Raw genomic sequence first — 25,473 nt, forward strand, 5'->3', positions numbered from 1 at the left:
TAAAAACAAAAAGCTCTGAATCTTCAGAACTTTTTGTTTTGCATGTTATATCATTCTTTACTCATCCGATTCGTCCGAACCAGATGACTTTTGCTCCTCTAACAATCCATCATAAATGGTTTGATATCTAGTCTTTAGATCAGCATCCGCTTTTAATGCTTTCCTTAACTTATTGTATAATCCATAGCTAACTTTTTCTTTCAATTCTGCCTTATATACATCGGTAAATGAATTAATCATGGAATCATAATTCGCTTGAATCATTTCGAAGGCAACTACTTCATCATTAGTAACAGCAATTTCTTGAAGCTTGAGTGAATCGCCTTTAGTCTTTTTTATCTCTACAAATCTGGACGCTACCAAGGTTTCATCATTATTAATCCACTCATTATAAATACCTGTCATTTTTCCTTTCTCCAACTCAGCCCATACCATTACTGTAGCATATTTTGTTAGCTCCTCATCGTTGAAGGAAACTTCTTCCTGAGCTTTCACAATCATGGTACTTGCAATCAAGCATACCATCAACAACACTTTTTTCATCTTACGTTTTTTAGGGTTTAAATTTTGAAAGAGGCAAGTATAAAACAGACTTATCAATGATTTGAAGCGCTCAAAACAACATTTTAAAGAAAACACAAAAGCCCACAGAATTTGTTGGCTTAATCAAAATTGGATGGATTTTATTTTTGTACTTATCGAGAAGGCACGAGAAGCTGTTTCGATTCTGAGTAAGAGAAACGAATAACGACTCAATACTGCGCAATTGGTCGACCAATTTTATAACTTAGTGTTTGAAATATATCATTATGGATCTTAAGCGTATTTTCAACTTTTCATTTATCACTGTGGTGTGTTCAATTATCGCCTTTTCTCAGACGACCAGATTTGCTGTTTCTACACAGACCGAATTCAATAGTGCACTCAATGAAGCGTCTTCCGGTGACTCTATTGTATGGGAATCTGGAACATACGACAACATTTTTATGGATATCACAAAAAATGGAATTACAGTAACAGCTAATGTTGCAGGGCAGACCATAATGCAAGGGGCTTCAAAAGTAGAAATACCTGCAGATGATGTTGTTTTAAGCGGAATACAATTCATCGGAGGAAATATTGGCACAGACCATGTGATACGAATTGATGGCAGTAATATCCTCGTGACGCAGATTAATATTAGCAGATACACCTGTCATAAATACTTGATAGTAGACGAACTTTCACAATATGTAACTGTCAGCTACAGCAACTTTGAAAATAGACTGAACTCCGCAGACCAGAATATACTTTCACTCCTTGTAGACGATACAAATCCTGGATATCATAAGGTTCAGTACTGTTCCTTCAAAAACTTCGAAGGTGGTGGCAATGATGAAGGTGTAGAACCTATACGAATAGGTGTAAGCACACAAAGTGAATTCAATAGTAGATCTATCGTGGAATATTGCTATTTCACACAATGCGATGGTGATGGTGAAATCATCTCAAATAAGGCTTCCCAAAATATCATTCGGTACAATACGTTTGAGGATAATTCTAAGGCTGAGGTTGTACTTAGACATGGTAATGAAGCCATTGTTTATGGTAACTTTTTTATCAATAATATGGGAGGTGTTAGAGTTCGTGAAGGCCAGAATCATTTTATTTTCAACAATTACTTTGAAGGAATGGATAGACGTACCATTTATCTTCAAAATGAGTCATCAGACCCTTTGGATTTCATTCACGTGTATTTTAATACAATGGTCAATAGTGCTGAGGTTATTTTAGGTGGAGATGGAGGTAGCAATCCTCCTGGCAATGTCACTTTTGCAAACAACATTTTCTCACAACCTGATAATGCATTGTTTGAGGAATCGACAGGTGATGAAGCATGGATTGGTAATATTTCATTTGGATCTTTAGGTATTGATAGACCTTCAGGAATTACAGGAGTAGATCCTTTGTTAGAAGAAAACTCAGAAGGCTTCTTACAACTTTCAAGTACTAGTCCCGCTATTAACAGTGCCGAATCTGGATATCCAAGTATTCCAACGTTTGAAGGTTTGGACATTGATAATGAGATACTTCTTGATCTGATGAAACAGGATAGACCCTCGGACATCACATCAAAAGACGTGGGAGCTAGCGAGTTTTCAGATGACTTATTCGTTCAACCACATGTCAATGAAGATAATACAGGTCCTAGTTACCTTTCTAATCAAGAGTTTGTGACTTTGACCACAACTGTTGAAGGAGATGGGAGCATTGTACTAGATCCAGCTTCTGATGTGTATACCTCAGGCACTTCAGTTACCGTGACAGCCGTACCAAATGGAAATTCCCAATTCGTTGAATGGTCAGGTGCACTATCAGGTACTGAAAATCCTCAAACGATTGTCTTAAATGAAGACACAGAAGCTTCAGCAGTTTTCGAAACCGGTCCTTTGGGTCTAGATAATGAATCGAGCATAAAATTATTCCCAAATCCTACCGATACAGAAATCAATTTTCAGTTTCTCCAGAAACACAACTCCAGAATTATCATTGAGATCTACAATGCAACGGGTAAACGTATTGATCAACTTTCAAATCAACAATACAAAGAAGGCGTTCACATGATCTCTGAGAATATCTCTGGCTATGATTCAGGGATTTATTTTTTACGATTCAAGAGATTAGATTCAAATAACAGTGTGATTGATGCTGAGATACATAAGTTTTTAAAACGGTAGAGCTATAATGAGTAAGCCTAGCTTGAGACAGAAGGTAATCTAAATTCATCCATAATTTTGATAACCGCTGACCTCAGCATTCTAGCATTTTTCGGATCTTCTTTTCTAAAGAAACCTGAGGCATACCCTTGCCAGACTGTTGCCCCTTTTTTTCTATCAAAAAAAGAAATAAGCATGGTTCCTTCTTTTAATGCCAGTGAAACAGGCTGATAGGTATCGCTGCTATCTTCATATAAATATTCATCACTGCTCACCGAGTTGTCATTTTTTAACGTATCGATTTTGTTCAATTTATACTGATACCATTCGCTTAATCCTGACCAGCTTCGAAGCTCAGGTTGGTTATATCCTTTTAAATCAAGGTTTTCATAATAAATAGAGTAATACACATAGAAGTCAGGCTTTTTAGTGCTTTCCTCATACCCCCATGCGGTTAGAATACTTGAAGTATACTTTTGAATCAACTCGCTTTCTTCTTGAGAACCTGCAAAATTTTCATTGATTGCAAAATCAAAAGATTTATATCGGTGGAATTTTCCTCGATAACTAAAGTCAGAATCCACTACATAGTCTGAAGATGAACATGACATCAGCAGCACAATCAAACAAATCGAAATAAACTTCATTAATTCAGTTTTGAATAAAAATAATTTAGTTTTTTCAAGATAGGTAGTTTGAAAATATTTTCTGCTGAGGCTACAAAGTAATTGATATTTCAATGATCCAGGATGTGGATCACTATGACTCTAATGCTTTGAAGATAAGTGCGGCAGTAGCTGGGTTTGTCGCCAATGCTATATTGTGAACATCGCAAACTCTAAGTAACATCTGCACATCCGGTGCGGGTGTTTACCCAGAGGGTCTCTGAAAAAAACGACGGCATCAACTTTCTTCTCGGCTGCCATTGCAGCAATCTGCGCATCTCCTCCTAAAGGGCCTGAAAGTAGTTTATCAACTTTAAACCCGGCATTCTCCACATGAGATCCTGTTGTTCCAGTCGAAATAAGCTTTGATGAATTAAGGATAGCTTTATGATTTAATAAGAATTGAACCATCTCTGCTTTTTTACCATCATATGCTATGATTGCTATGTTCATATGAAGGTCTTTTATTTTTTCAAAGAAACATATAAAAAATAAAGGTCCGCATTAGCCGACCTTTATTTTAACATCAAGAATTAATTATGAGAAACATTCAAATTCCTTATTCTGACCAGGCCATATGAGCCAGTATAACTGGCGTTCTTCACTGACTGCAGATAGTTTCCAGCTTTAAAATAGTTTCCTTCGGTACTTGTATCCATCGCTTGTGAGAATATCTGAGTACTCCCTTCGAACAATCTTACTGTTCCTCCAGAATACCTTAAAGTGAAGGTATATTCTGTATCCAACTGGTAGCCTCTATCGATAATCTTGCTGCCACCCTGAACTTCTTCTGTGATGTAACCGCTTATTTTCATGCGTACTCCACCTGTTGTCTGATCCGGATCTCCCAAGAATTGTACTCGAATCACGTCATCCACGTCTACGCCATCATTATTTGGATCAGGGCCATGAATCTGACCAAAACAAAGCACACCGCTATTGCCATTTGTACTTCTGGGCAATCTATCTACTCTTACCGTCCATGTCATTTCGTGTGTACCAGAAGACCCATTCCAGCTAGCTAAGTTTCCATTACTCAACTCTCGAAGTTCAACTCTTGGATTACTGGAACTTGTGGATGTTCCCAAACCTCTGTAGCACTTAAAATAAGTTCCTGTTCCATCTGTGTAGAAGTAATTTGGATCATCATAGTTGCTAAATGATTGACCTGTTGCGCTGAGAACATTATCTCTGTAAGTGGCATTCGCTCCAGGGTTTCCGGTAAATCCGTTTAGTTTCCATGTATTGGAAGTAAGTCCTAATATATCTCCCGGAGAGTTACCTGTTCCGCTTCCTGGACCTCCTCCTGTAGATCCAGTTCCCCATACCTCTATTTCAGTCAGACTATTCCAGTTGTTCACACTATTTCCCTTACACTTAAGCCGTAGATATCGTGCATTTCTATTTGATAAATCGAAGGTTTGCAAAGAGTTAGTAGTACCACTACTTGTCTTAGAATTGATCTTTTCCCAAGAATCACTGGTACTGTTCCTCACGAATACTTCAAAACTAGAGGTTCTTTCATTGCCTTTAAAAAAAGCTATTTTGAGATAGTCAATTAAAGCTGAGGAACCCATGTCAATCACAAAATAGACAGGATTACCTTGACCGGACCACCGAGTACCTAAATTCCCGTCCAATACGTTTGAAGGGACATTGGGGCTTTGAGAAGCATCTGCTGTGACGCTAGAGACACCAAGTTTTACCGAATTACTTGAGAGTGCGGGTTCATCTTGGAGCTGAATGCTATCAAGTTCTTCTTGCTTTGAGCAAGATGTAACAAAAATTATCATTGCAATGGTCATTATCAGTTTCCATTGCCTAATAGGGTGAGTTGTTAAAAAATCCATAGTGGGGTTATGTTTAGGTTAAAAAAAATTCTACATGTAGATATATCTGTTATTAAAGTTTAAAATCAATAAAAATCATTTTCCTATCCTTTTGATGGCTCATATTAGAAATCAACCTGAAAAGCGTTTCATTCTATCTAATCATCCATTTCTCAATTTGGCAATAGTCTCCAGAGTATGCTTAACCCTTTGGGTCAACTCCTCAAATTTTCCTTCTTGCAAAATATCTTTGGATATCAATTGAGATCCCATCCCAACACAAGTAACTCCTGCATCGACCCATCCTTTCAAATTTTCTGGGTCAGGAGATACACCACCTGTAGGCATAATATTCGTCCAAGGGCAAGGGCCCTTTATTGCTTTCACAAATCCAGGACCATAAGTTCCTCCAGGAAATAGCTTAACTAACTCACAACCTAGCTCCTCTGCCCTAGCTATTTCAGATAGTGTGCCACACCCGGGAGACCATAGGACTTTTTTTCTATTACAAGACAATGCAATGTCTTCCCTTAGTACAGGTGTAACTACAAAGTTGGCTCCCAGCTGCATGTAAAGAGAGGCTGCTCCGGCATCTGTGACAGATCCTACCCCGAGAATCATCTCTGGAAGCTCTTTTTCAGCATACAGATTCAACTCTCTGAATACTTCATGCGCATAGTCACCTCGATTGGTGAATTCAAGAGTACGAGCACCTCCTTCATAGCAGGCTTTGAGTACCTTTTTTCCAAGTGCTGCATCTTTGTGATAAAAGAGCGGAACCATTCCATTGCTTTTCATCGCTTGGAACACATCAATTCTAGAAAATCTTGCCACTTTATTTGCTGATTTTTATGCTTTCAATTTATTCTTAGTAAAAGAATTGGGAGGAAATCATTTTTTGAATATTGCTACTCAACTGTTTTTGAAAAGGCAATCTCCTCCCTTCTTCTTATCTTTATCTTGCTACTCTCCCCGAAGCATCTCCACTCATGAGTTTTTCTACCTCATCCAGGGTAGCTAGGTTGGCATCTCCCTTGATGGTATGCTTCAAGCATGAGGCAGCTACAGCAAAGTTCAATGCGTTTTGATCATCTTCTGGATAGTTCAATAAGCCATAAATAAGTCCACCCATGAACGAATCTCCTCCTCCTACTCTATCTACGATATCAGTGATTTGATACTGAGAAGATTCATACATCGTAACTCCGTCATACATGACGCCAGCCCACGTGTTGTGTGATGCCGATATTGAACCTCTCAAAGTAGTAATTACCTTTTTGGCTCTGGGGAATTTTTTCATCATCTGTTGACACACAGATAGAAATGCCTCAGCTTTTACCTCATGCCCTTGCTTAGTGATATCTAACCCTTCAGGCTTAATCCCAAAATGCATCTCAGCATCTTCTTCATTGCCTAGTATAATGTCACAATATTCGGTGAGTTCAGTCATGATCTTTTCTCGGTCACCTCCATATTTCCAGAGCTTTTTTCGATAGTTAAGATCGGTTGAGATGGTAACTCCCTTCTCACTTGCCACTTTTACCGCTTCCAGGCAAGCGTCTGCTGCACCTTGAGAAATTGCTGGTGTAATACCTGTCCAATGAAACCAATCTACCCCATCAAAGACACTATCCCAATCTATCATACCAGCAGTGATCTCGGACATAGCAGAGTGAGCTCGATCATAAACTACTTTACTGCCTCTGGCAACCGCCCCAGTCTCTAAAAAGTAGATTCCTAAGCGCTCTCCTCCCCATGCGACATGTGAAGTACCCACCCCTCTTTTTCTCATTTCCATGTGTGCACAATGCCCAATATCATTGTCTGGAAGACGTGTGACGAATTCAACAGGTACTCCATAGTTAGCCAACGAAACAGCTACATTCGATTCTCCACCTCCGTAGACTACATCAAAAGAGTTGGTCTGCGAGAACCTCAAAAAGCCTGGAGGGGCCAACCTCAACATGATCTCACCAAAAGTGACTACTTTTTTATCCATTTAAATAGGTTGTTAGGGTATGTTATTTTTCTATGTAATATATACACAGAATAATAAAAAATCAATTATTTACTCCCCTATTTTCTATGGCAATTATTTGCGCTTATATAATGTTGGGCCTCCCTTGATACCAGCTTTCTTTTGATTGGTTGTCTCCAGGATATTCATTTGTAGAATCTTTTTTCTGAAGTTCCTCCTATCTAATTTTTCGTTGAGGATGCTTTCATAGAGGTCCTGAAGTTCGGTTAGTGTAAATAGATCAGGCAGAAGTTCTCCAAAAACCAAATTCACCCTCAGATTAGACCTCAACTTCATTAATGCATCCTTAAAAAGAAGATCATGATCAAATCCTAGTTTAGGAAGCTCATCTAAAGGATACCATTTGATATCAGAAATATAACTTTTTGGTATGGCAGGGTGATTTTCAGGTTTAACAAGCGCATAGAAAGAAACGGAAACAACTCTTTTGATCGGATGTCTGTCTACCTGACCATAACAAGCTACTTGCTGATGTGGAATCTCTTGAATGCCTGTAAGACTGAATAACACTTGATTCAAAGACTCAGAAAGGGTTTTCCCTTCGCTAATAGCTCCTCCTGGAAGTAACCAATAATCTTTGAATGGGGCTATGGACCTTTTAACCAGTAAGATTTTTAGTACGTTATCCTGAAATCCAAAAACACAGCACTCTACTGCAATGGTGCATTCATAAGAATCAATTGAAACAGCAGTGTCTAATGGGCCCATTTTAGTTTGCATGGAATTGAATAATTAGATTTTTTTTACAAATTATCCAAAAATACTCATCAGCCCAATGATGGTGATAATGATTGAAAAGATTAGTGTCCTTTCAAGAATAATATTTGGTATGGTGAACTTAGTTGTCAGTGACCAAAACCTCTCCTGGCTTCAAAACACTGGTTAAACTCTTACTTCGGCTGCCAGAGGTTAAAGTAATCGTAAGCTCTCTGCTATCGATTGAATAAATGAAGAGTTGATTGTCTTTATGAAGTAAGAACAAATCTGCTTCTTCGGAAAGTTGAATTTTCCGATTTTGGATTTGTAGTTCTTTCACACTAAATAAATAGGTCCCCTTGCTGGAACTGATACTGACTGGATTACTACCTATTATTTCCCATTCAGACTGATTCAATTTCCAATCGTAGAAGTTCTTCTTTTCGGCATCTTCATCTATACGATTACTGTAGCCTCGATAAGGATAAATGATTGTCAAAAAGCTAAAGTCCTTCTGATTATCCTTGGACAACACACTCCAGTGCTTTCCTCTAGCTCCTGAACTAAAAACTGAATCCAATGAGACCAGTTGAAAAATGTCATGCCCGGATGCATCGTGTTCTGTTGCGCGAATCAGGTCAGGACCATTTTCATGTGTATAGTGTCCTTGCCAAACCTGCTTGTATACATGTGGTTGATCGGATGAAAAATTATCCTTTACTATCCAAAAGTCATCTTTCACGTAAATAACCTGTCTTGAGTAATCAACTCCAATATCCTCAAACCCATCATGGCGACCGACGAATAAATCAAAATCACTATTGGTCTCCCAAGTGATCACTTCCGGACTGGGGAGTTCTCCAAACTTGCCAAATCCGCTTCCTCCTTTGTTAGATTTCCATCTCATTCCCTGAAGCTTGTCATCGACTAGTGCTACATTTTTTACCATCGAATTTTTGAACAGGTCAAAATCCTTGAGCGAATATCTCACCTGATAATTGGGCAAGATTGCGTGACCATTGGCCATGGCTTGAACACCCAGCATATCTCCATGTTGGTGATCTGGTTTGTCTGGGTCCAAACCCGCGCTCACAATCATCATTTTATCATCAGGTTCCCAACCTTCTCTCATGATGTAATAATGTGTGTCCCTAAATGCCATAGATCCATAGGTCGGCCTCTTCTGATCTATGTTTTTCAATAGTTGAACTTGCTCATTGCTCAGAAACCAGTAGATACGGTCGTCTACCTTATTTGTAGCAAAGTATCCAAATTCGGGATCTTCAAAAAGGAGATAGCCAAGGGTCATTGCACCAGAGATATCATTCTTCTCGGCCCATGGGATTTCCGTGTCGTCTTGCAGCACAGGTGCACTACGATCAGGGTATGCCACTTTCACCAAAGTGGTGAACAAACCTCTAAGTTTATCCTCCCATTCCTTGTCTACTTCGACGGAATTAAGTTTAGAAAATTGATAGACATAAAAATAATTATTGATGTCACTCATGTGATAATGTATCGATCGTTCAAACTGAAAACCGTCACCATTTATTTCTCTATCCAAATGTTCACCAAGCCTCAACATCGCACGTTCCAGCCATAGATCTGTTCCTTCAAAATCTCTAAACAAAATCGCCAACATAGCAAGTGCGGAAACCCCTTTGGTCTGATGGTTGCCAAACTTAAACTTGTCGTTTCTTTCGTAAAGGTGCTGCCCGTGCTGAAGCAAAGTAGCAATAGTGGTCAACTGATCTTCATCAGAGTACTCCTCCTCATTCAAAAACATATTGTGAATCCACAGCCAGTTTAGTATGCGATACCCCGATCTGAATGCCTCGTAAACACCGTTTCCATCTTCAATCGTTTCATACTTCTTAGCTTGAAGTGCAGCATTCAAAGACTGCATTTGATTTTCGAAATATTTAATCAGTTCTGGATCTCTCTTCTCATTGAAGTAAAAAAACGCAATGTCCACCATCTTGTGCTGGCGAGCGAGGTGACGTAACGCATAAGCATTGACAGGATCACCATTTGAATAATTGAATGGAAGTATCCACTGTGTGGAATCATTGTATTTTCCTATGTGATCCAAAGCACGTTTTTTATGATTTTGCTGATTTTTGAAAATAGTGTTGTAATTCAGTAACCGATCACCGAAGCTTCTGTAGTCGTAAAAAAAACGTTCCGAGAATTTTTCCCTGAAATACATTGCTAACGTTGAGTCTCTGAAGTCAGAGAATTCCTTTCGAGCACTTTCATTCAAATAGTTTGCTAGTTCATCAACCGGTATTACTGAATTTGAAGGAATCGGTTGAGCCAAACTTTTATGGTTCATTAGGGTTGAAAGAAGTAAAGTTGTCCAAAAGGCTTTTCGCTTCATGATTTCTTTTTTATTCAGTATGATAACAAGCCTACTGAGTGTATAATATCAGACAATAGTTAATAAAACATGGTTTGTTTACTTAATTATTGACATTAAACTAGATTTATTTAGGGTGAATATATTATTTTGTGTACTTATTACACAGTAATTAAGCGAATATTACCATATGAAAGTTTTAGCTTGCTCGTACACTAGGTTTTTAATAAGATTGAAAAAGTATTGCTCCTATCCAATCATGCTCTTTATCCTGGTAAACCTTGCATTTGTTAATGAAGTTTTTGCTCAGGATCCCAATTTGCCACCCAGTGGAAATTTTGATTTGACAGAGTGGAAAATCACATTGCCAGATCAGAGTGAAGTGCAGGAAAACCAGCTTTCTAATGGATTTGAAAGTGCTAATGAATTTTATACAGATGCATCCACTGGAGCCATGGTATTTGTATGCCGTAACGATGGAGAAACTGGTGGTAGCACATACCCTAGAAGTGAACTTCGGGAAATGTTGAGGGCAGGTAATACAAGTATCAGCACAAAAGGCATTGGATTAAACAACTGGGTTTTTTCATCCTCTAGCCAGGCAAACAAAGAAGCATCAGGAGGGGTCGATGGAATAATGACGGCTACAGTAGCGGTAGATCACGTTTCTACTACAGGAGAATCTAGTAAAGTAGGTCGAGTGATTATTGGGCAAATACATGCTTCTGATGATGAACCGTGTCGCTTATACTATCGCAAATTACCTGGAAATACGAAAGGGTCAATTTATGTGGCTCATGAACCTAAAACTGGCTCGGATCAGTGGTATGAAATGATTGGAAGTAGAAGTAGCAGTGCTTCAAATCCTTCAGATGGTATAGCACTAGGGGAAAAGTTTAGCTATAAGATCGAAGTGGTAGGTAATACTCTCACAGTTACTATAATCCGAGACGGTAAAGATGATGTCGTGGAAGTTGTGGATATGACTTCTAGTGGATATGAAAATGATTGGATGTATTTCAAAGCTGGAAATTACAATCAAAACAATTCAGGAGATGCCGGAGATTATTGTCAGGTATCTTTTTTCGCATTGGGTAAGTCTCATTCAAGCTCAAACAACAACGCACCTTCTACGAGTATTACATCACCTTCAAATAATGACGGCTTTATCGAAGGAGATGATATTACGATTACAGCCGATGCATCGGATAGTGACGGAACTATAACCAAGGTGGAATTTTTTGAAGGGAATACGAAGTTAGGTGAAGATGCTTCATCTCCATATTCTTATACCTGGAATAATGTGTTGGCTGGTAATTATGTACTTAGTGCAAAGGCAATTGATAATGAAAATACAATAACCACATCGACTAGTGTCAGTATCACAGTTACTCCCATCTATGATGTTCCTTACGAAATACCAAAATTTCAGGATTTTATAGGTGGAAGCAAATTGCAAGCACCAACAAGTACCACAATCGCATCTCAATCTGAACTCATAAATGGATACACTGATGAAGGTTTTTATGTGGTAGAGAATGATAAAGTTGCCTTTAATCAATCAGGATCAAGCATGCGTACAGAGTTGAGGCATTTGGCTAATTGGGACATTACAAATGAAAATCGATCCTTACATGCAAGAATAGACGTAGTGGAGCAAACGTGTGATCAGGTTACTGTTGTTCAAATTCACGATGATGCCAATGCTGGAAGTGGACCGAACAAGCCACTGCTTAGAGTTTACAAGCACCTTACCAGAACTCCTGTCAATCATCTGTGGGCTGCTATCAAAACAGATGTTGGTGGTGATAACACAACACATGTAGATCTTGGGGCCGATCCTGGAGGATATTTCGATTGCGACGTTCGGTTAGAGGATGGTCGCATGATTATTGAAATTGATGGTGATGAAAAAATAGATAGAGATGTATCGTTCTGGACTTTTCCAAGCTATTGGAAAGCTGGCGTTTATCTTCAGGATGAGGGAGAAGCAACGGCCTATTTTGAAGAACTTAATGAAGTACTTGAGGTAAACAATGCCCCATCTGTCAGTATAACTTCCCCTTTCAGCGCAGATGTTTTCGACTATGAAGCTAATATTACCATAAGAGTCGATGCAGAAGATTCCGATGGCACCATAGCGAAAGTGGAGTTTTATGAAGGAGCCAACAAACTAGGTGAAGACGAGTCTGCTCCTTTTTCTTACATATGGAGGGAAGTACCAGCTGGCAGCTACGATCTATCAGTTATTGCAATCGATGATGCTGGTAACACGGCTACATCTTCAGCTGTAAGTGTCATTGTCAATGCTGGTCAGGTACTCAGTTCAGAAATTGAGGATGAAGAAGCTTTATTAAGAGTTTTTCCTAATCCATTCAGTTCTGTGATTACCATTGAGTATAATCCAATGGGAAATGAATCCACGCTTGTTTCAATTCATAACATTTCAGGACAGAAAATGGATGAATTAATAGTGGACAATCAAGGGGTTGGAACACATAAAGTAACATGGAAAGTACCTGGGGATTTGTCAAACGGAATCTACTTTATCAAAGTGAAAATTGGGGAGGAAACAAAAACCTCAAGGGTAATTCTTAATAAATAGTTGATTTGAATTGAATGAAGTAAACCTGAGTTCGAATCTTCTTTACCAAGAACCACTAAAAACCCGAATGTCGTGAAATGAAAAAGGGAGTATACTAGACTTGATCTAGTATACTCCCCTACTTCTCTTCAATTTTAGTTACCAATATCTGATTGTAACATTTCTTTGAATAGCTATTTTCTTATCTACATTACACTCAATCTCAAATTGCTATTATATCCCTAAGGCCTGTCCTCCGCCTATTTGTATTGTCTCTGCAGTAATAAAAGATGCGTCTTTACTCGCCAGGAAAGAAATAACAGAAGCAACTTCTTCCGGTTGACCAAGTCTTCCCAACAAAATATTATTCTTCCATGATGCAAATACTTCTGGTTTGGTTGATTTAATCTGTGCATGGAATGGTGTATCAATGGTACCAGGAGAAACTGCATTGACTCTGATACCGTACTCAGCCAAATCTTTTGCTAATGCTCTGGTAATGGCATGAACTCCTGCCTTAGAAGTTCCATATATTCCAGCTCCAGGCCCTCCTGCATTCCATCCTGCATTTGAGGTGTAGTTGATTATGGTGGGATTATCTCCTTTCTTAAGGCAAGGAATAGCAGCTCTGGAGGTAAAAAATACGGAATCCAAGTTGAGCGCCATCACATTTCTATAAAACTCAGTGGTCATTTCTTCGAATCTTGACCGACCGCCTAGCCCACCGGCATTGTTTACCAACACATCGATTCTTCCGTATTTTTGTCCAATGGCACTAATATTTGAGTTTACCTCCTCTTCATTTGTAACATCAAAACCATAATACTCCGCAGTAATCCCCTCTTTGGAAAGCTCTTCTACTCTCTTAGCTCCCATTTCGTCTTCAATACCATTTAGAATAACCGTATATCCATCTTGGCCCAACCTCTTTGCTACTTCAAAACCAATGCCTCCTGTTGCTCCTGTTACTATTGCTACTTTACCTGTTTGTTCTTTTCCCATTTTTTATGATTTTTTTATGATTAGATTTTTAATTTTAGTTAGCCGATAGGCTTTATTTCTTTTGCGAAAAAATTGATTGATAAATATCCCAATGGGACAAATACTGCGATCATGATGAAGATCGGTGTATATGAATAATTGTCTGTTATTACAGGGACTAGAAAGTTCATAATGATCACCGAAAAAATTCCGACTGTTCCCCCAAGTCCTGCCAACGAGCCAACAGATTTTCCATCAAACAAGTCGCTAGGAATGGTTTGAATATTGGAAATAACGAATTGAAACCCGAACAATACTACGGCCACAATAGCTACAAATTTCTCTGGAGTATCTCCTGCAAGAATGGTAGCAATCAGGCCTAAGAACATAATAGCGCAACCTACAAGGATGGTCTTTTTCCTTGCTTTGTCTACACTAGCTCCATTGATCATTAAACGCCCAGAAAAGTACCCACCAGAAAGGCTACCAACTGCGGCACCCACGTATGGCACCCATGCCATTAACCCAATTTCTTTTACATTGAACCCGTATACATCGGCTAGATAAATCGGCATCCATCCAACAAAAAGCCACCAGATAGGTTCAACAAAAAACCTAGAAGCCAATACTGCCCAAGATTCACGATGGGACAGAATTTGTTTCATGCTCAGTCCTGGTTTATCTGACTCCTCCTTCTTTTGCTCCATTCCTGCTTTGATGTACTCTCTTTCTTGATCGGTAATCCATGAGTGTTTTTCAGGAAGCGCTTTATTGAAAATTAACCATGGAATCACCCAAAGGAGTCCAAGGAGTCCAAGTAGAACGAAGGTCATTTCCCATCCGATAGCTACCCAAACAATCGCTATGAGTGGAGGTGCTACGATGGATCCCATTGCTGCACCTGAATTAAAAATTCCCTGAGCCAAGGCTCGCTCTTTTGTAGGAAACCACTCCGCATTGCTCTTTACTGCACCAGGCCAGTTTCCTGCCTCTCCAAGTCCAAGAAGGATTCGAAAAAAGCTAAAGGAAAAAACTCCCTTAGCAAAAGCATGCAAGGCTGTTGCGAGCCCCCAAAGAGTGATTGAAACAACGAATCCTATCTTCGTCCCAATTTTATCAAACATCTTTCCAGATAGGGACTGCCCCACAGCATAGGCTACCAAAAAAATATTCAAGATCAAGGCATAATCATTCTTGCTCATTCCCAGATCTGCGGAAATGTCTGGCCACATAATAGCCAGTGCCGATCGATCTATGTAATTAATGATGGTAGCCAGGCAAACCAGGCCAATTATCCACCATCTCAGTCCTCTAATTTTCATGTGTATTGTCTTTTAAATATTGCCACATGGAATTCACATTGAAAATTTCAGCCTCATTTAAAAAAATCGAGCCTTAATTTTCAATGTTCATTTCATAGGTTAGGTTATTTATTTGTCCTTATCTCCAAAATATGACACTCCAGATCCATCTAGAAAGTCTTCCCTAACAGGACTAAAAGTGTCTATAAGCATTCCTTCTTCTAAACAAACTGCACTGTGCAAGAGATTTGGTTGGATGTAAACGCCATCTCCGGCTTTTACCACCTTTTTATCACCGTCTATTTCAAATTCAAATTTGCCAGAAACTACATTGGTAGCTTGCGTGTGGAAGTGGCTATGAGGTGAGCCTATCGCTCCCTTCTCAAATTTCACTAAGACCATCATTATTTGATTGTCATATCCCAGCATCTTTCTAGAAACTCCACCTCCGAGCTCTTCCCACTCCATATCATCTGAAATAATATATTTATCGCTGTTTCTTTTCATATCTATTTGGTTGATTTCTTAAATTCATAAGGTCCTTTCCACTCCAATCCCATCTCTCCAAATTCAATCTTGTGATTACTCTCTTCACTTTTATCGCTAAGTGAAAAGGCAAAAACATATTTCTCGCCACTCTCTAACTTGAACTCAATCACAGCATACTCTTCAGAGTCAAAGAGTACCTCCAAATTGGCAATAGATGTAAATGAGTTATTGGGAATCTCATCAGAGTAATTATAGCTTCCGTGCATCTCATACAGAGAGGCAAAAAGAGTATTTCCGCCCGTTCTTCTATGAATAAGTCCTGGATCTCTTCTTAAGTTGAAATTTGGATCATTTGCTCCGATTCGTGTCAATAATGCCTGATCTCCTTCGGTCACAGCTGATGTCATTGTATAAAAGTTCTTTTCATTGAACCAGGTCATTCTGAAAACATCGTCGGTCAACTCTGCCTTAGCCTCCAACCACAAATGCTGATACCCGTCATTGTTACCCATTGGGGTCAAGTCATTGTTGGTCTTAAATTTTTGGTTTGTGGACATCAACTCACCTAAATAGTAAAGTGGTAAATCATACCTCGTTCCTTCTGGTGCTAGCACTGAAAAAAGATCAATTACTAATGGGTTTTCCAATTCCTCAATGTCCAAGACAGCCATTGTACGTTGCATCTGAACACCATCATAAGCGTTCATTTCTTTTGCACTCACTAATTGAACATTGTCTGAGCTTGAAAAATAATATGGCGTACCTGATGATTTTTCTGCTGCCTCTACATTGCCATCAAAATGGGAGTCCTTATCTACAACAAGTGTATTATGAGCAACCGTTTGTTTTGCCCAGGACTTATTTTCCTTGAGGTATCCTCCCCCATCTTTGTGCTCAATGTTTACCCATCTGGCAGATCCATAATCTTGTATAACTTCTTTCTCACCATCGTAAAGTAAAAATCCAAGGCGATCAAAATGACCATGCCCCATGCCATGCTTGGCATACTTCATCATGAGTGTCAGGTCACTACTCCTCAAAATTCCTATCGCTCCTTCATCTCCATTTGCCCCATCGGTTAATTCCTGGCTTTCAAAACTGTAAGGCTTAGTATCTCCTGAAGCAATTCCGCTAGCGGCCGAAAGTCCCGAATCGTTCAGTGGCACCCGATTTTGCGCTTCTATCAATGAAAGCAGTTCGGCATCTTTTCCACCATAATGGTAGGCCATGCTTACTGCATTTACCAACTCGCGAGAAGCCAATGACATTCCTTTCTGGGCATCATTGATTGGGAAAAACTCTCCTGCTGAGTTAGTTTGGTCAATGAGGGCATAAACTGCCTTTATCAATAGCCCTTCCCTGTAATCCAGTATGCCCAATTCAGGTTTCTTATTGGCTAAGCCTTGAGCGAAAATTAGGAAGGGATACATCGCATATCGTTGATAGTATGGTCCCTCCGTATAATATCCGTCAGGTGAAAAGGCATTATCCAACTGAGCAAAAAAGCCTGCCTCTTTTTGTCCTTCTAATTGAATAGCACCACCGTCATTGTCTTTCACAAAATCGCCAGGGACTTTTATATCCAAGCCGTTCAGCGCCCAGTCAACTAATTCTTCGTCATTCATAACCAAACCGATCATTCCTACTCCTGCATTTCCCCAAGTACTATGGTTATGAATACGATTGAAGAATTGAGGGTTCTCAATAGAGATGTACTCCGCATATGGTCGGAATAACTCCTTGTTCAATTTTTTCTGAGTTTTTTTATCCAACCAGTCATAGATGCAATCATACGCCTGACTGGTGTAGACTAACCAGTTCGCATCATTGAGACATTGCCAAAAGAACTTACCTCTAGCATATGATCGTTCAGCCGGATGTTTACCCAATGTTGGGTACATCTCTGCATATTGCAGAAGCATATCACGTATATAAGTGGCATATTTCTCCTCGCCTGTAATCTGAAAGAGCACGCCCGCTTTCTGCATTGTAAAGAAATTCGACTTGTGCTTTTCGTGCGTATAACCGCCAGCCAAATCTTTAGGAATAGGAACATCGATTCCCATTTCAATTTGTGCATCTACTTGATTGCGTGCTGCCTCGACCGTCCGATCGAACAATGGAATTTTTCCTTGACTGGTTCTAATTGATTTTACTCCTTCAGGGGTCAAAATCAAATTGGGGTGATCTTGAGCATCAAGGCTGAAAAAAGAACAAAAAATCAATATGGTGATGAAAGCTTTCATTTTCTGTTTGTCACAATGTTTTCTGATTCGAAAGGTTCATTATTGGTTTTAAGACCCGACGAATTAGTGAAAGTCACGTTGGATATTTTAGTGATTGGTTCACCATTAGTCATGAACAGATCGATTCCTTCAGAATCATTTATTCTGATATTATCTACATTCAATTTCTGAATACCGTGAAATCTTAATACTGCTCCAATTTTGTTTCGCTTTCCCTTCCCTGAGTTATTTATTTCAACATCAGAAAGTGTCATGATTGGCCCGAATGTGCTCTCATCTGTTCCTCCACGGTAGACGTTGGCAATCTCATGCTTTACATCTGTGAATGTCGATCCAATAATTTTCACATTTTCTACATTGTAAATTCCTAAATCTTCGACTTCCATGTCCAGGGTCATCACTGCCCCGGTAACATTGGTCATTGTTGTGTTAATAATGTTGATTGAATCAGCGAACGTGTGCTTGTAAGATTTCAAGAAATCAAACGAATGATTCTTATCGAGATCTTTTACTTCGCAATCTTCGAGCACTACTGAATAGTTCTGAGTCATGGAATACTTGCTCGTGCTGATCACATTATTACCTGCCTGATCTGGAGATTCTTCTCCATGAAAAAGGACATTCTTAAAATAAAGTGCACCGCCGTTTTCAATTTTGAAAAAGCTCTGCTTCTCTGATAGTAGCTTTGCTTTCTCTCCTGAAGGTGTGATGATCGAGAGTGGGTGATGTACAAAAGCATACTTGGTCGTTAAGTACTCTTCGCCGTTTTCTAATTCGAGTACATCTCCTGATTCACTACTTTCGATGGCATCTAGCAAAGTGTTCGTGCCAGCGGCAACTTTTGTTGTTTTACCAACTCCAAATGCCTTGGCTTTCCCATCTTTTGGATAATACGAGGCACCAGTTTCCTCTTTGGTTATGGGTAACTTGATTTCACCAAATTCAATCTTATCTACCAAATCTTGACTTGGAGTCAGCAAGCCATTTTCGTTTCGCGTCAATTCTAATTGGACCTTCTCAAATCCATTCTTGAATGGTGCTTTTGCTTCATCATTCATCACATTTCCTGCAAACTCGATCCCAGATACGTCATCGTAAATGGTGAATGGTTCAGTGTTTGTATTTCCAAGGATTAGGTTGTTTTTGAATGTGGAACCAATCGGCTTAGCAGATCGCTCTTCATCGCTTCCTGCACATAATTGAATGTAATCACTGTTGATGACGATGTTGTTTTCCATGTAGGAATCAATCACTTGGTTGTAGCGATTGATCGGAGAATTTGGCACTCCATTCATGATAACCAATGCACCTCTGAATCTGTGGCCGGTTAACCCGACCATGTAATTTTTCTTCACCGTCTGGTATTCATTGATGATTCGAATACCTCCAGTGTTTGCCTTTCTGTTTCCGAGGAAATAGTTGTTTTCCACCAATGTATTAGTTCCATGACGCATGGTCAGCGTTCCCTGACATTCGTAAAAAACATTATCCCGAAATTCATCTCCACACGCTTTGTTAGATATAATTTCGTGTTCTCCATTGACCCGGTCAAAGTAGTTTTTTCGAACGACAGTGTTAGCGTAGGATCGTGAATAGTGGCTAGTGCCTACTCTCAAGGTCTCGCCTCCATTTGATCCCAAAACTTCCCTAGGACCAAAATAGTTGTGCTCAATAATGTGATTATTTTCTCGGCTTGCTTCTGTTTGCATTTTCACAGCTAAGGTCACTCCTCGGTTTCCTTTCCCAGACAATGTATTGTGATCGAACTGATTGTTCTTACCATAGATGGCTACCCAAGTGTCTCCATCAAATCGTTCTGGGTTTGTGAAGTTGTCTATCACACAATTAGTGACTCTGGAATTATTAGCCAGTTTCTCTTTACTGGTTTTAAATGAAATCACTTCACTGGTTGGGGTATATCCATTCTTGAAGACGAGTCCTGAGATTTCAATATACTCTCCAGAAAATGCCAAATTCGATTGCCCTGAGATGATTACTTTTCCCGGTGTTTCGGCTTCAAGTTTGATAAGATTACCTTCTTCTCCATTTCCTTTCAGCCTGAGCTCTACATTTTCCCAAGTGCCATTTGCCATGGTAATGACTGTACCGGGCTGAGCACCCTTTGCTGCCTTGTTAAATTCTTCTATAGATGATACAATTGAACCTGAGGATGTCTTTTCACAAGACATCACCCAGATACAGATTGCAAATAGTATAAAGAGGATTCTAAATTTATTCAATGTGTTTTCTTTATTAATGTGCTTTAAATGACTCAAAGAGGAGCCAAAATATTTGATTTCGCAGATAACCCTTCGTTATAGTTTGGAGATAGTTCCAGTTCTAAAGCATTTTATGTGGGCAATATTTTTCAATATTTATTCCGTTGTAAGTAAAAAATCATTGTACATCCTCAGCAAGCAATAGAATAAAGTTATCTGAGGAAGCCCTCAGATAACTTTTGCAAAAAAGAAGAGATTATCCTCATCACAACTTTCGATATGCTCTTGTACTATTCAAGACTTTAAAATCCATCAGTTTCTATTACTACATCGGTAATGAAGACTTCATTATCAGTTGTTACCGTATTAGTCGGCACAAAATAGAAGATGACAAATTCTTGATCTGTTGATGTTAAAATATCAGACGCATTTTCATCTACTCTATCTTGAGGGAAACTAAATGTAGAGTTAACTGTGAAGCTAAATTCAACATTTTGCCAAGTATTGATTGCCGTGGCTATCACAGGTACTGTGGTAATCGCAAATGAAGCCAAATCTGTTTCGTCAGCAGGCTCAGAATGCAATATATAGAAGGTTCCTTCTACATCTGTAACTGGTGTAGTCTCTGATTTTACATTTGCGGAAATGGTGTATTCTACCCCTTCTTCAACTTGAAAAGGTTGGTACGCCCTTTCACCAGTTCCATCAAATTTGAGCGATCTATCTGATGAACCTCCAGCGGACATTGCATCTGTTCCTGATGAACTTCCTTTATCAGTTCCATTTCTATCAAATTGATCCGAAGGATCTGGTGCCGTACTCCCGTTGTTAGCTCTATCAGAAACCCAACCCTCCAAATCATTATTTCTCCAAAAATCAAATGGAGTATCTGAGCCATCATTGAATGTGTCATCTGGATCTATTGTCCATGCATCAACAAGGTCGTTATTGTTATTCTCTGCAGTAGGATAACTCTGCATATCTGCATTTTGCAATACAGCTGCAAAGGTGGCTCCTTCCGGGTCAGAAACCGTGATCATTTCATTAGTCATCACGCTACCAGAAGCATTCGTGGCAGTAAGTACTACGTTATACATACCCGTAGTGGCATAGGTATGCGTGGGAGACTTTTCTGTAGATGTATTCCCATCCCCAAAATCCCAAACGAATGAAGCTCCATTTATCGAAGTATTTGTAAAAGTATATTCTAGAAAATTTCCAGGAGTCGCCTCAGAAGTAAGTTCGGGTGTTGGTGCAGTTACACTTGCTGCTTCAATAACCTTCACATTATCGATCCATGCGTCATCAGGTGCTACTGAGTAAAACATGACAGAAACTTCTCCACTTTCTGTAGATGTAAATGGAATTTGAACAAACGTACCGTAATCATTAGGCGTATCAGAGAATTTTCCTTCTGCGTCAAATCCAAGATTCCTTCCTAAATCGTTTCCTGTATCGTCGAGAGCATCAGCACCGTCAATAAAGTGACCATCAAGCACAAAGCCAGCCATGTGTCTATCTAGTCCAACAGGATCATCATTATCATCATCAATAGCATATTGATACTGCAAAACATAATCAGTATTTGGAGTTAAAGCTAATGCTTGATAAGCGTATCTAGAATCAGCAGTGTGGATTGGTCCCCCTACCTGACCAGACGTCCATTTCGCACCTCTAGTCTTGTCTCCCACATCATTTCCATCAATGTCAAAATCAGAACCATCACTACTAGAACCGAATGGATTTGTGTTTCCATCCGTGTATGTGGCAAACCTCCATTGGCTGGTAGCAAAAGTTCCTTCAATTTCAAAGTCACCATTCAAAATGCTAGAACCCGTCTCTTTATATAGGTAAATATTATCTAGATAAATACTTGCATGCTCATTTGCTGTACCATCGGTTCCTAACTCGAATAAGATTGAGTCAATTGCACTAACCGACGAAGAAAAACCTGTAGCTAAGTCTAAATCAAAGCTAGTCCAGCCCCCATCTGTCAGAGCTAAACCATCAACCTCATAGGTCTCTGAAGCACCACTATTCACTAAAGTTACCTTTAATAGGTCTACTCCTTCTGCAAAATCAGAATAGACATCAAAGTGAATATCAGTAGCTGCGATACCATCTCCGAAAGCACTAGCAGGATCAATTGTTTCAACAGAGAGAACTCCTGCATCACTTCCAAGTCTCGATAATCTAAGGACATTTTCCTCATCAACTGATGTGCCTACTCCATCACCACCAGAAACAGCTTCACCCCACCTATACTCCAGTAGTCCACCATCATACTCCATTCCATCTGAAAAGATGGCAAACACATTTGAAATAGTTCCTGTTGGGGAGTCTGGGACAGTAGAAAGAGATCCTTCAGGTACATGAACTACTGTTACATCTTGCGTTTTTACAACATCGGCAAAACCATCAGCTTTTGCAGTAACAGTTATTGTATAGGTGACTTCTGCACCTTCATTAGGGTAATCATAAGAAACAGAACCTCCAACTCCCTTTGTCAGCACATCCTCAGAACTATCTGCGTCTCCAAAATCTATTACATAGGAAGTAGCCCCTATACCTTGCGTTGTTACTGTAATTAATGTTCCATCACCATCTTCAACATCTGTTGCTATAGAGACGAAGGTGATCTCAGTAACCCCTACACCTGTAGGATTCGCATCAATATCATCTTTATTACAAGATACTAAAAGACCCACTGTAACTACGGCACAAATTCCTTTTACTAAAAAATTCATAAATGTATATTTTTTAAGTTATTTAACTTCAATATCATTTAGCTATGCAGCCAAACGATTTCATATTTCAATCAGGGTTTTGGATAAAGTTTCACATTATCTATCCAACCATCTGCAGTTAGTTCAGCGTAAATCCAAATAGAAATTAAGCCACTGCCATTAGAGGTAAACTCCATTTTTTCAGTAGTAAAATTTCCTTTACCCAATGTCTCAGTCGCTACGGACTGTCCTAATGGACCCGGACCTGTAGAACTGGCTAAAGCATCAGCACCATCGTCCTCAAAATGGCCATCCAGAACTTCAAATGTTATGGTTCCAGCACCAGCTGTTATCGCATAATCATACTCTAAAATGTATTTAACAGTTCGGTCAGTGGTTGTAGGTGATACCGTAAGTGTTTGGTATGCATATCTTCTACCTCCTGGATTCGCAGGATTGGAAGTACCGCTGGCAAATTTCATACCTGGCGTTTTCGATCCGTTATCTGATCCATCGTAATTTATTGAATTACCATCCGATGTAGTATTAGGTGCAGTTGTAGTTCCATCTGTAAAAGCATTTACCTTCCAATCCTCAGTAGTAAAGGGGGTTATTGAAAAATCTCCATTTTGGACTGTAGGATTGATAGCTACAAACTGATCAATAACCTCAACATCAAGAGTAAGGTCGCTAGAAGAACCATTCGCATCACTGGCTGTTAATGTTACTGGGTAAGTACCTTCACCATCTTCAAATTTCACCAGTGGTACATCCTTCTCTGCTGAAGTAGTTTCTGTACTACATATAATTGTAAGAATCCCATCGACAGTTGCGGTATCACATACAACCCCAACTCCAAAGTCCCATTCGTATTTTGTAGCTTCAGACGAAGCATTTGTAAATGACACAAACTTGAAATCAGCCAGTGTATTTCCACTTCGGACATAGGAATAATTTGCTTCAGGCAAAATGTTATCAGGTAATGAACCTGCTTCAGGCAATTCAAATTCACAACTTACAAAAAAAACAATCGCAAATAAGCCCAATAATTTGAATGGGATTTTTTTCGAAATACTAAATTTATTATTCATGATTTTAATATTTTATTCTAGCGAGGATTCTGTTTTAGCAACCCTTTGCTTAAATTAATTTCTCGTGAAGGAATTGGTAACAACAACGCTCTAGCATTGTAAGCAGGATAAACAGTTATGTCTTCATCGTTATCTGCAGCAGAATGGGCACTTAATACGATGTTAGCTACTCCAAATCTGAGCAAATCAAAGAAACGTTGATTTTCAAAAGCCAATTCCACTCTTCTTTCTAACAACAATTCGTCCGTTGTTATGGTGGCGTCTGCATCATTGGCTAAACCAGCACGATTTCTAACTGCATTGAATGAATTTAATGCACTCGCATCAGCGGTAGCAACAGCGCCTCCATCTCTCAAAATTGCTTCCACATGCATCAGTAATACATCAGCGTATCGTAACACTATCCAATCGTTACCTGCTTGACGAGAACTAGCTCCATATGTTGGTGTGGCTGGATCTGTGGTAATATCAGACCCATCGGGCAAAAACTTTGTCACTTCAACAGAAGGGCTTGTCGGATCGCCAAAAGCGAAATAAGAAACGGACGTTCTATTTCCTCCGTTTGCTTCAAATGCAGCAACCAAATTAGGGTTGACAATGTTTAAGCCATCTTGCCTACCTTGGCGACTAAAAGATGTGAATTCAGATGAGAAACCTTGACTTTCATTTGGGTCTCCAAACTCATATCGAATAGCAAAAATAATTTCACTATTCATTTCATTGTAAAACACATCTCTAAAATCTCCTTGCAAAGCAAAACTTCCATCAGCCATAATTGCCTCGCATAATTGCCTCGCTCCAGAATAGTTTGGAATAGGTTGAGAGAGATACACTTTCGCCAAAATACCTTGAGCTGCCGCTTTTGAAGCCCTTGCCTTGAAGCTATTATCTAGATTGTCAATGGCCTCCAGTAAGTCTTCAACGATCTGCTCATAGACTTCCGATTTAGGAACTCTGGTAAAAAGCACTTCATCATCATCAGCCTCTGCAACTGCAGTTACTAATGGTATTCCTCCGATAGTATCATCATCACTTCCATATAATCTAATCAAATTAAAGTAAGCATATGCTCTTAAAAATTTAGCCTCAGCAGTATATCTCGCAACGTTTGAGGCATCTGCAACACCTACAACGCTAATTATGCTATTTGCTCTAAAAATAATTTCATACATAGATTGCCAATAATCTTCCGATTGTATATTATTATCATCCGTCAGATACCTATGAAAATCAGCTCTTGAACCCTCCAGCGTAGCGCTTCTTGTATTATCGGAGCGATGCTCCGTCAAGAGATATTCAAATTGTATTCCCCTGTTGAAAGAGGAATTACTGGTTTCGGTATTTTCATTGACCCCTTGTAAGGCATCATAAATTCCATAAATCCCAGCCAAGACATCCTCGTCTGATTTATAAAACCCACTGCCAGACACAGCTGTTTCAGGTTCAGGATTTAAAAAATCGTCCACTTCACAGGAGGTAATCAAAACTCCTATTAAGGAAAACATTAAATATTTTATGCTTTTTAGATATTTCATAATTTCTACTTATTCTAA

General features: G+C 39.3%; 18 protein-coding genes. 2 read left to right on the plus strand and 16 right to left on the minus strand.

Translation table 11 applies throughout. The annotated features are described in order from the left end of the window. Positions 1–57: 57 nt before the first annotated feature. A complete protein-coding gene (locus ABJQ32_03150; GenBank protein MEP5288617.1) occupies positions 58–543 on the minus strand; it encodes a hypothetical protein in 486 nt (161 codons plus the stop codon). Between the two features lie 266 nt (positions 544–809). Here ABJQ32_03150 and ABJQ32_03155 point away from each other — a divergent pair, with 266 nt between their 5' ends. After that, the gene (locus ABJQ32_03155) at positions 810–2,717 is read left to right on the plus strand and encodes a chondroitinase-B domain-containing protein (protein ID MEP5288618.1); all 1,908 of its coding nucleotides are present in this window, start codon (positions 810–812) and stop codon (positions 2,715–2,717) included. Positions 2,718–2,734: 17 nt separating this feature from the next. Here ABJQ32_03155 and ABJQ32_03160 read toward each other — a convergent pair whose 3' ends face one another. The 7 genes from ABJQ32_03160 to ABJQ32_03190 all read right to left on the minus strand — a co-directional run bounded on the left by ABJQ32_03160 (position 2,735) and on the right by ABJQ32_03190 (position 10,304). Then, entirely contained in the window at positions 2,735–3,343 is a 609-nt protein-coding gene (locus ABJQ32_03160; GenBank protein ID MEP5288619.1) for a DUF4136 domain-containing protein, read from the minus strand. A gap of 168 nt (positions 3,344–3,511) precedes the next feature. After that, positions 3,512–3,814 (minus strand): methylglyoxal synthase, encoded by a 303-nt coding sequence (locus ABJQ32_03165; protein MEP5288620.1) that lies wholly within the window; start codon positions 3,812–3,814, stop codon positions 3,512–3,514. Between the two features lie 80 nt (positions 3,815–3,894). Beyond that, positions 3,895–5,211, minus strand: a complete 1,317-nt coding sequence (locus tag ABJQ32_03170) for a polysaccharide lyase family 7 protein (GenBank protein MEP5288621.1) — start codon at positions 5,209–5,211, stop codon at positions 3,895–3,897. 141 nt (positions 5,212–5,352) lie between these two features. Next, positions 5,353–6,024, minus strand: a complete 672-nt coding sequence (locus ABJQ32_03175; protein ID MEP5288622.1) for a bifunctional 4-hydroxy-2-oxoglutarate aldolase/2-dehydro-3-deoxy-phosphogluconate aldolase — start codon at positions 6,022–6,024, stop codon at positions 5,353–5,355. A 121-nt stretch (positions 6,025–6,145) separates the two neighbouring features. After that, positions 6,146–7,189, minus strand: a complete 1,044-nt coding sequence (locus ABJQ32_03180; GenBank protein MEP5288623.1) for a sugar kinase — start codon at positions 7,187–7,189, stop codon at positions 6,146–6,148. 93 nt (positions 7,190–7,282) lie between these two features. Then, positions 7,283–7,948 (minus strand): NUDIX domain-containing protein, encoded by a 666-nt coding sequence (locus ABJQ32_03185; GenBank protein MEP5288624.1) that lies wholly within the window; start codon positions 7,946–7,948, stop codon positions 7,283–7,285. A gap of 118 nt (positions 7,949–8,066) precedes the next feature. Beyond that, a complete protein-coding gene (locus ABJQ32_03190) occupies positions 8,067–10,304 on the minus strand; it encodes a heparinase II/III family protein (protein ID MEP5288625.1) in 2,238 nt (745 codons plus the stop codon). 238 nt (positions 10,305–10,542) lie between these two features. Between ABJQ32_03190 and ABJQ32_03195 the strand changes: the two genes are divergently transcribed. Continuing rightward, positions 10,543–12,888: a polysaccharide lyase family 7 protein gene (locus ABJQ32_03195; GenBank protein MEP5288626.1), complete on the plus strand. Its 2,346-nt coding sequence runs from the start codon at positions 10,543–10,545 to the stop codon at positions 12,886–12,888. A gap of 213 nt (positions 12,889–13,101) precedes the next feature. Here ABJQ32_03195 and ABJQ32_03200 read toward each other — a convergent pair whose 3' ends face one another. The 8 genes from ABJQ32_03200 to ABJQ32_03235 all read right to left on the minus strand — a co-directional run bounded on the left by ABJQ32_03200 (position 13,102) and on the right by ABJQ32_03235 (position 25,455). After that, positions 13,102–13,869, minus strand: a complete 768-nt coding sequence (locus ABJQ32_03200; GenBank protein ID MEP5288627.1) for an SDR family NAD(P)-dependent oxidoreductase — start codon at positions 13,867–13,869, stop codon at positions 13,102–13,104. A gap of 38 nt (positions 13,870–13,907) precedes the next feature. Then, complete coding sequence (locus tag ABJQ32_03205) at positions 13,908–15,170, minus strand: MFS transporter (GenBank protein ID MEP5288628.1); 1,263 nt, start codon at positions 15,168–15,170, stop codon at positions 13,908–13,910. A 108-nt stretch (positions 15,171–15,278) separates the two neighbouring features. Continuing rightward, entirely contained in the window at positions 15,279–15,656 is a 378-nt protein-coding gene (locus ABJQ32_03210; GenBank protein ID MEP5288629.1) for a cupin domain-containing protein, read from the minus strand. Between the two features lie 2 nt (positions 15,657–15,658). Next, the gene (locus tag ABJQ32_03215) at positions 15,659–17,884 is read right to left on the minus strand and encodes a heparinase II/III family protein (protein MEP5288630.1); all 2,226 of its coding nucleotides are present in this window, start codon (positions 17,882–17,884) and stop codon (positions 15,659–15,661) included. Next, positions 17,881–20,124, minus strand: a complete 2,244-nt coding sequence (locus tag ABJQ32_03220) for a polysaccharide lyase 6 family protein (GenBank protein ID MEP5288631.1) — start codon at positions 20,122–20,124, stop codon at positions 17,881–17,883. The genes ABJQ32_03215 and ABJQ32_03220 overlap by 4 nt, the downstream gene beginning before the upstream one ends. A gap of 281 nt (positions 20,125–20,405) precedes the next feature. Then, positions 20,406–22,850, minus strand: a complete 2,445-nt coding sequence (locus ABJQ32_03225) for a PKD domain-containing protein (protein ID MEP5288632.1) — start codon at positions 22,848–22,850, stop codon at positions 20,406–20,408. A 71-nt stretch (positions 22,851–22,921) separates the two neighbouring features. Next, a complete protein-coding gene (locus ABJQ32_03230; protein ID MEP5288633.1) occupies positions 22,922–23,920 on the minus strand; it encodes a PKD domain-containing protein in 999 nt (332 codons plus the stop codon). A gap of 17 nt (positions 23,921–23,937) precedes the next feature. Continuing rightward, complete coding sequence (locus tag ABJQ32_03235; protein MEP5288634.1) at positions 23,938–25,455, minus strand: RagB/SusD family nutrient uptake outer membrane protein; 1,518 nt, start codon at positions 25,453–25,455, stop codon at positions 23,938–23,940. Between the last annotated feature and the right edge of the window lie 18 nt (positions 25,456–25,473).

Origin of the sequence: Marinobacter alexandrii (genome assembly GCA_039984955.1) — a bacterium.
In the GTDB taxonomy this organism is placed as follows: Bacteria; Bacteroidota; Bacteroidia; order Cytophagales; family Cyclobacteriaceae; genus Ekhidna.

Bases quoted from the DNA above. Each gene is read 5' to 3' on its own strand.
- ABJQ32_03230 (MEP5288633.1), bottom strand. From the start codon at position 23,920: ATGAATAATAAATTTAGTATTTCGAAAAAAATCCCATTCAAATTATTG.
- ABJQ32_03160 (MEP5288619.1), bottom strand. From the start codon at position 3,343: ATGAAGTTTATTTCGATTTGTTTGATTGTGCTGCTGATGTCATGTTCA.
- ABJQ32_03195 (MEP5288626.1), top strand. From the start codon at position 10,543: ATGCTCTTTATCCTGGTAAACCTTGCATTTGTTAATGAAGTTTTTGCT.
- ABJQ32_03150 (MEP5288617.1), bottom strand. From the start codon at position 543: ATGAAAAAAGTGTTGTTGATGGTATGCTTGATTGCAAGTACCATGATT.
- ABJQ32_03185 (MEP5288624.1), bottom strand. From the start codon at position 7,948: ATGCAAACTAAAATGGGCCCATTAGACACTGCTGTTTCAATTGATTCT.
- ABJQ32_03180 (MEP5288623.1), bottom strand. From the start codon at position 7,189: ATGGATAAAAAAGTAGTCACTTTTGGTGAGATCATGTTGAGGTTGGCC.
- ABJQ32_03215 (MEP5288630.1), bottom strand. From the start codon at position 17,884: ATGAAAGCTTTCATCACCATATTGATTTTTTGTTCTTTTTTCAGCCTT.
- ABJQ32_03155 (MEP5288618.1), top strand. From the start codon at position 810: ATGGATCTTAAGCGTATTTTCAACTTTTCATTTATCACTGTGGTGTGT.
- ABJQ32_03225 (MEP5288632.1), bottom strand. From the start codon at position 22,850: ATGAATTTTTTAGTAAAAGGAATTTGTGCCGTAGTTACAGTGGGTCTT.
- ABJQ32_03210 (MEP5288629.1), bottom strand. From the start codon at position 15,656: ATGAAAAGAAACAGCGATAAATATATTATTTCAGATGATATGGAGTGG.
- ABJQ32_03235 (MEP5288634.1), bottom strand. From the start codon at position 25,455: ATGAAATATCTAAAAAGCATAAAATATTTAATGTTTTCCTTAATAGGA.
- ABJQ32_03190 (MEP5288625.1), bottom strand. From the start codon at position 10,304: ATGAAGCGAAAAGCCTTTTGGACAACTTTACTTCTTTCAACCCTAATG.
- ABJQ32_03205 (MEP5288628.1), bottom strand. From the start codon at position 15,170: ATGAAAATTAGAGGACTGAGATGGTGGATAATTGGCCTGGTTTGCCTG.
- ABJQ32_03200 (MEP5288627.1), bottom strand. From the start codon at position 13,869: ATGGGAAAAGAACAAACAGGTAAAGTAGCAATAGTAACAGGAGCAACA.
- ABJQ32_03165 (MEP5288620.1), bottom strand. From the start codon at position 3,814: ATGAACATAGCAATCATAGCATATGATGGTAAAAAAGCAGAGATGGTT.
- ABJQ32_03170 (MEP5288621.1), bottom strand. From the start codon at position 5,211: ATGGATTTTTTAACAACTCACCCTATTAGGCAATGGAAACTGATAATG.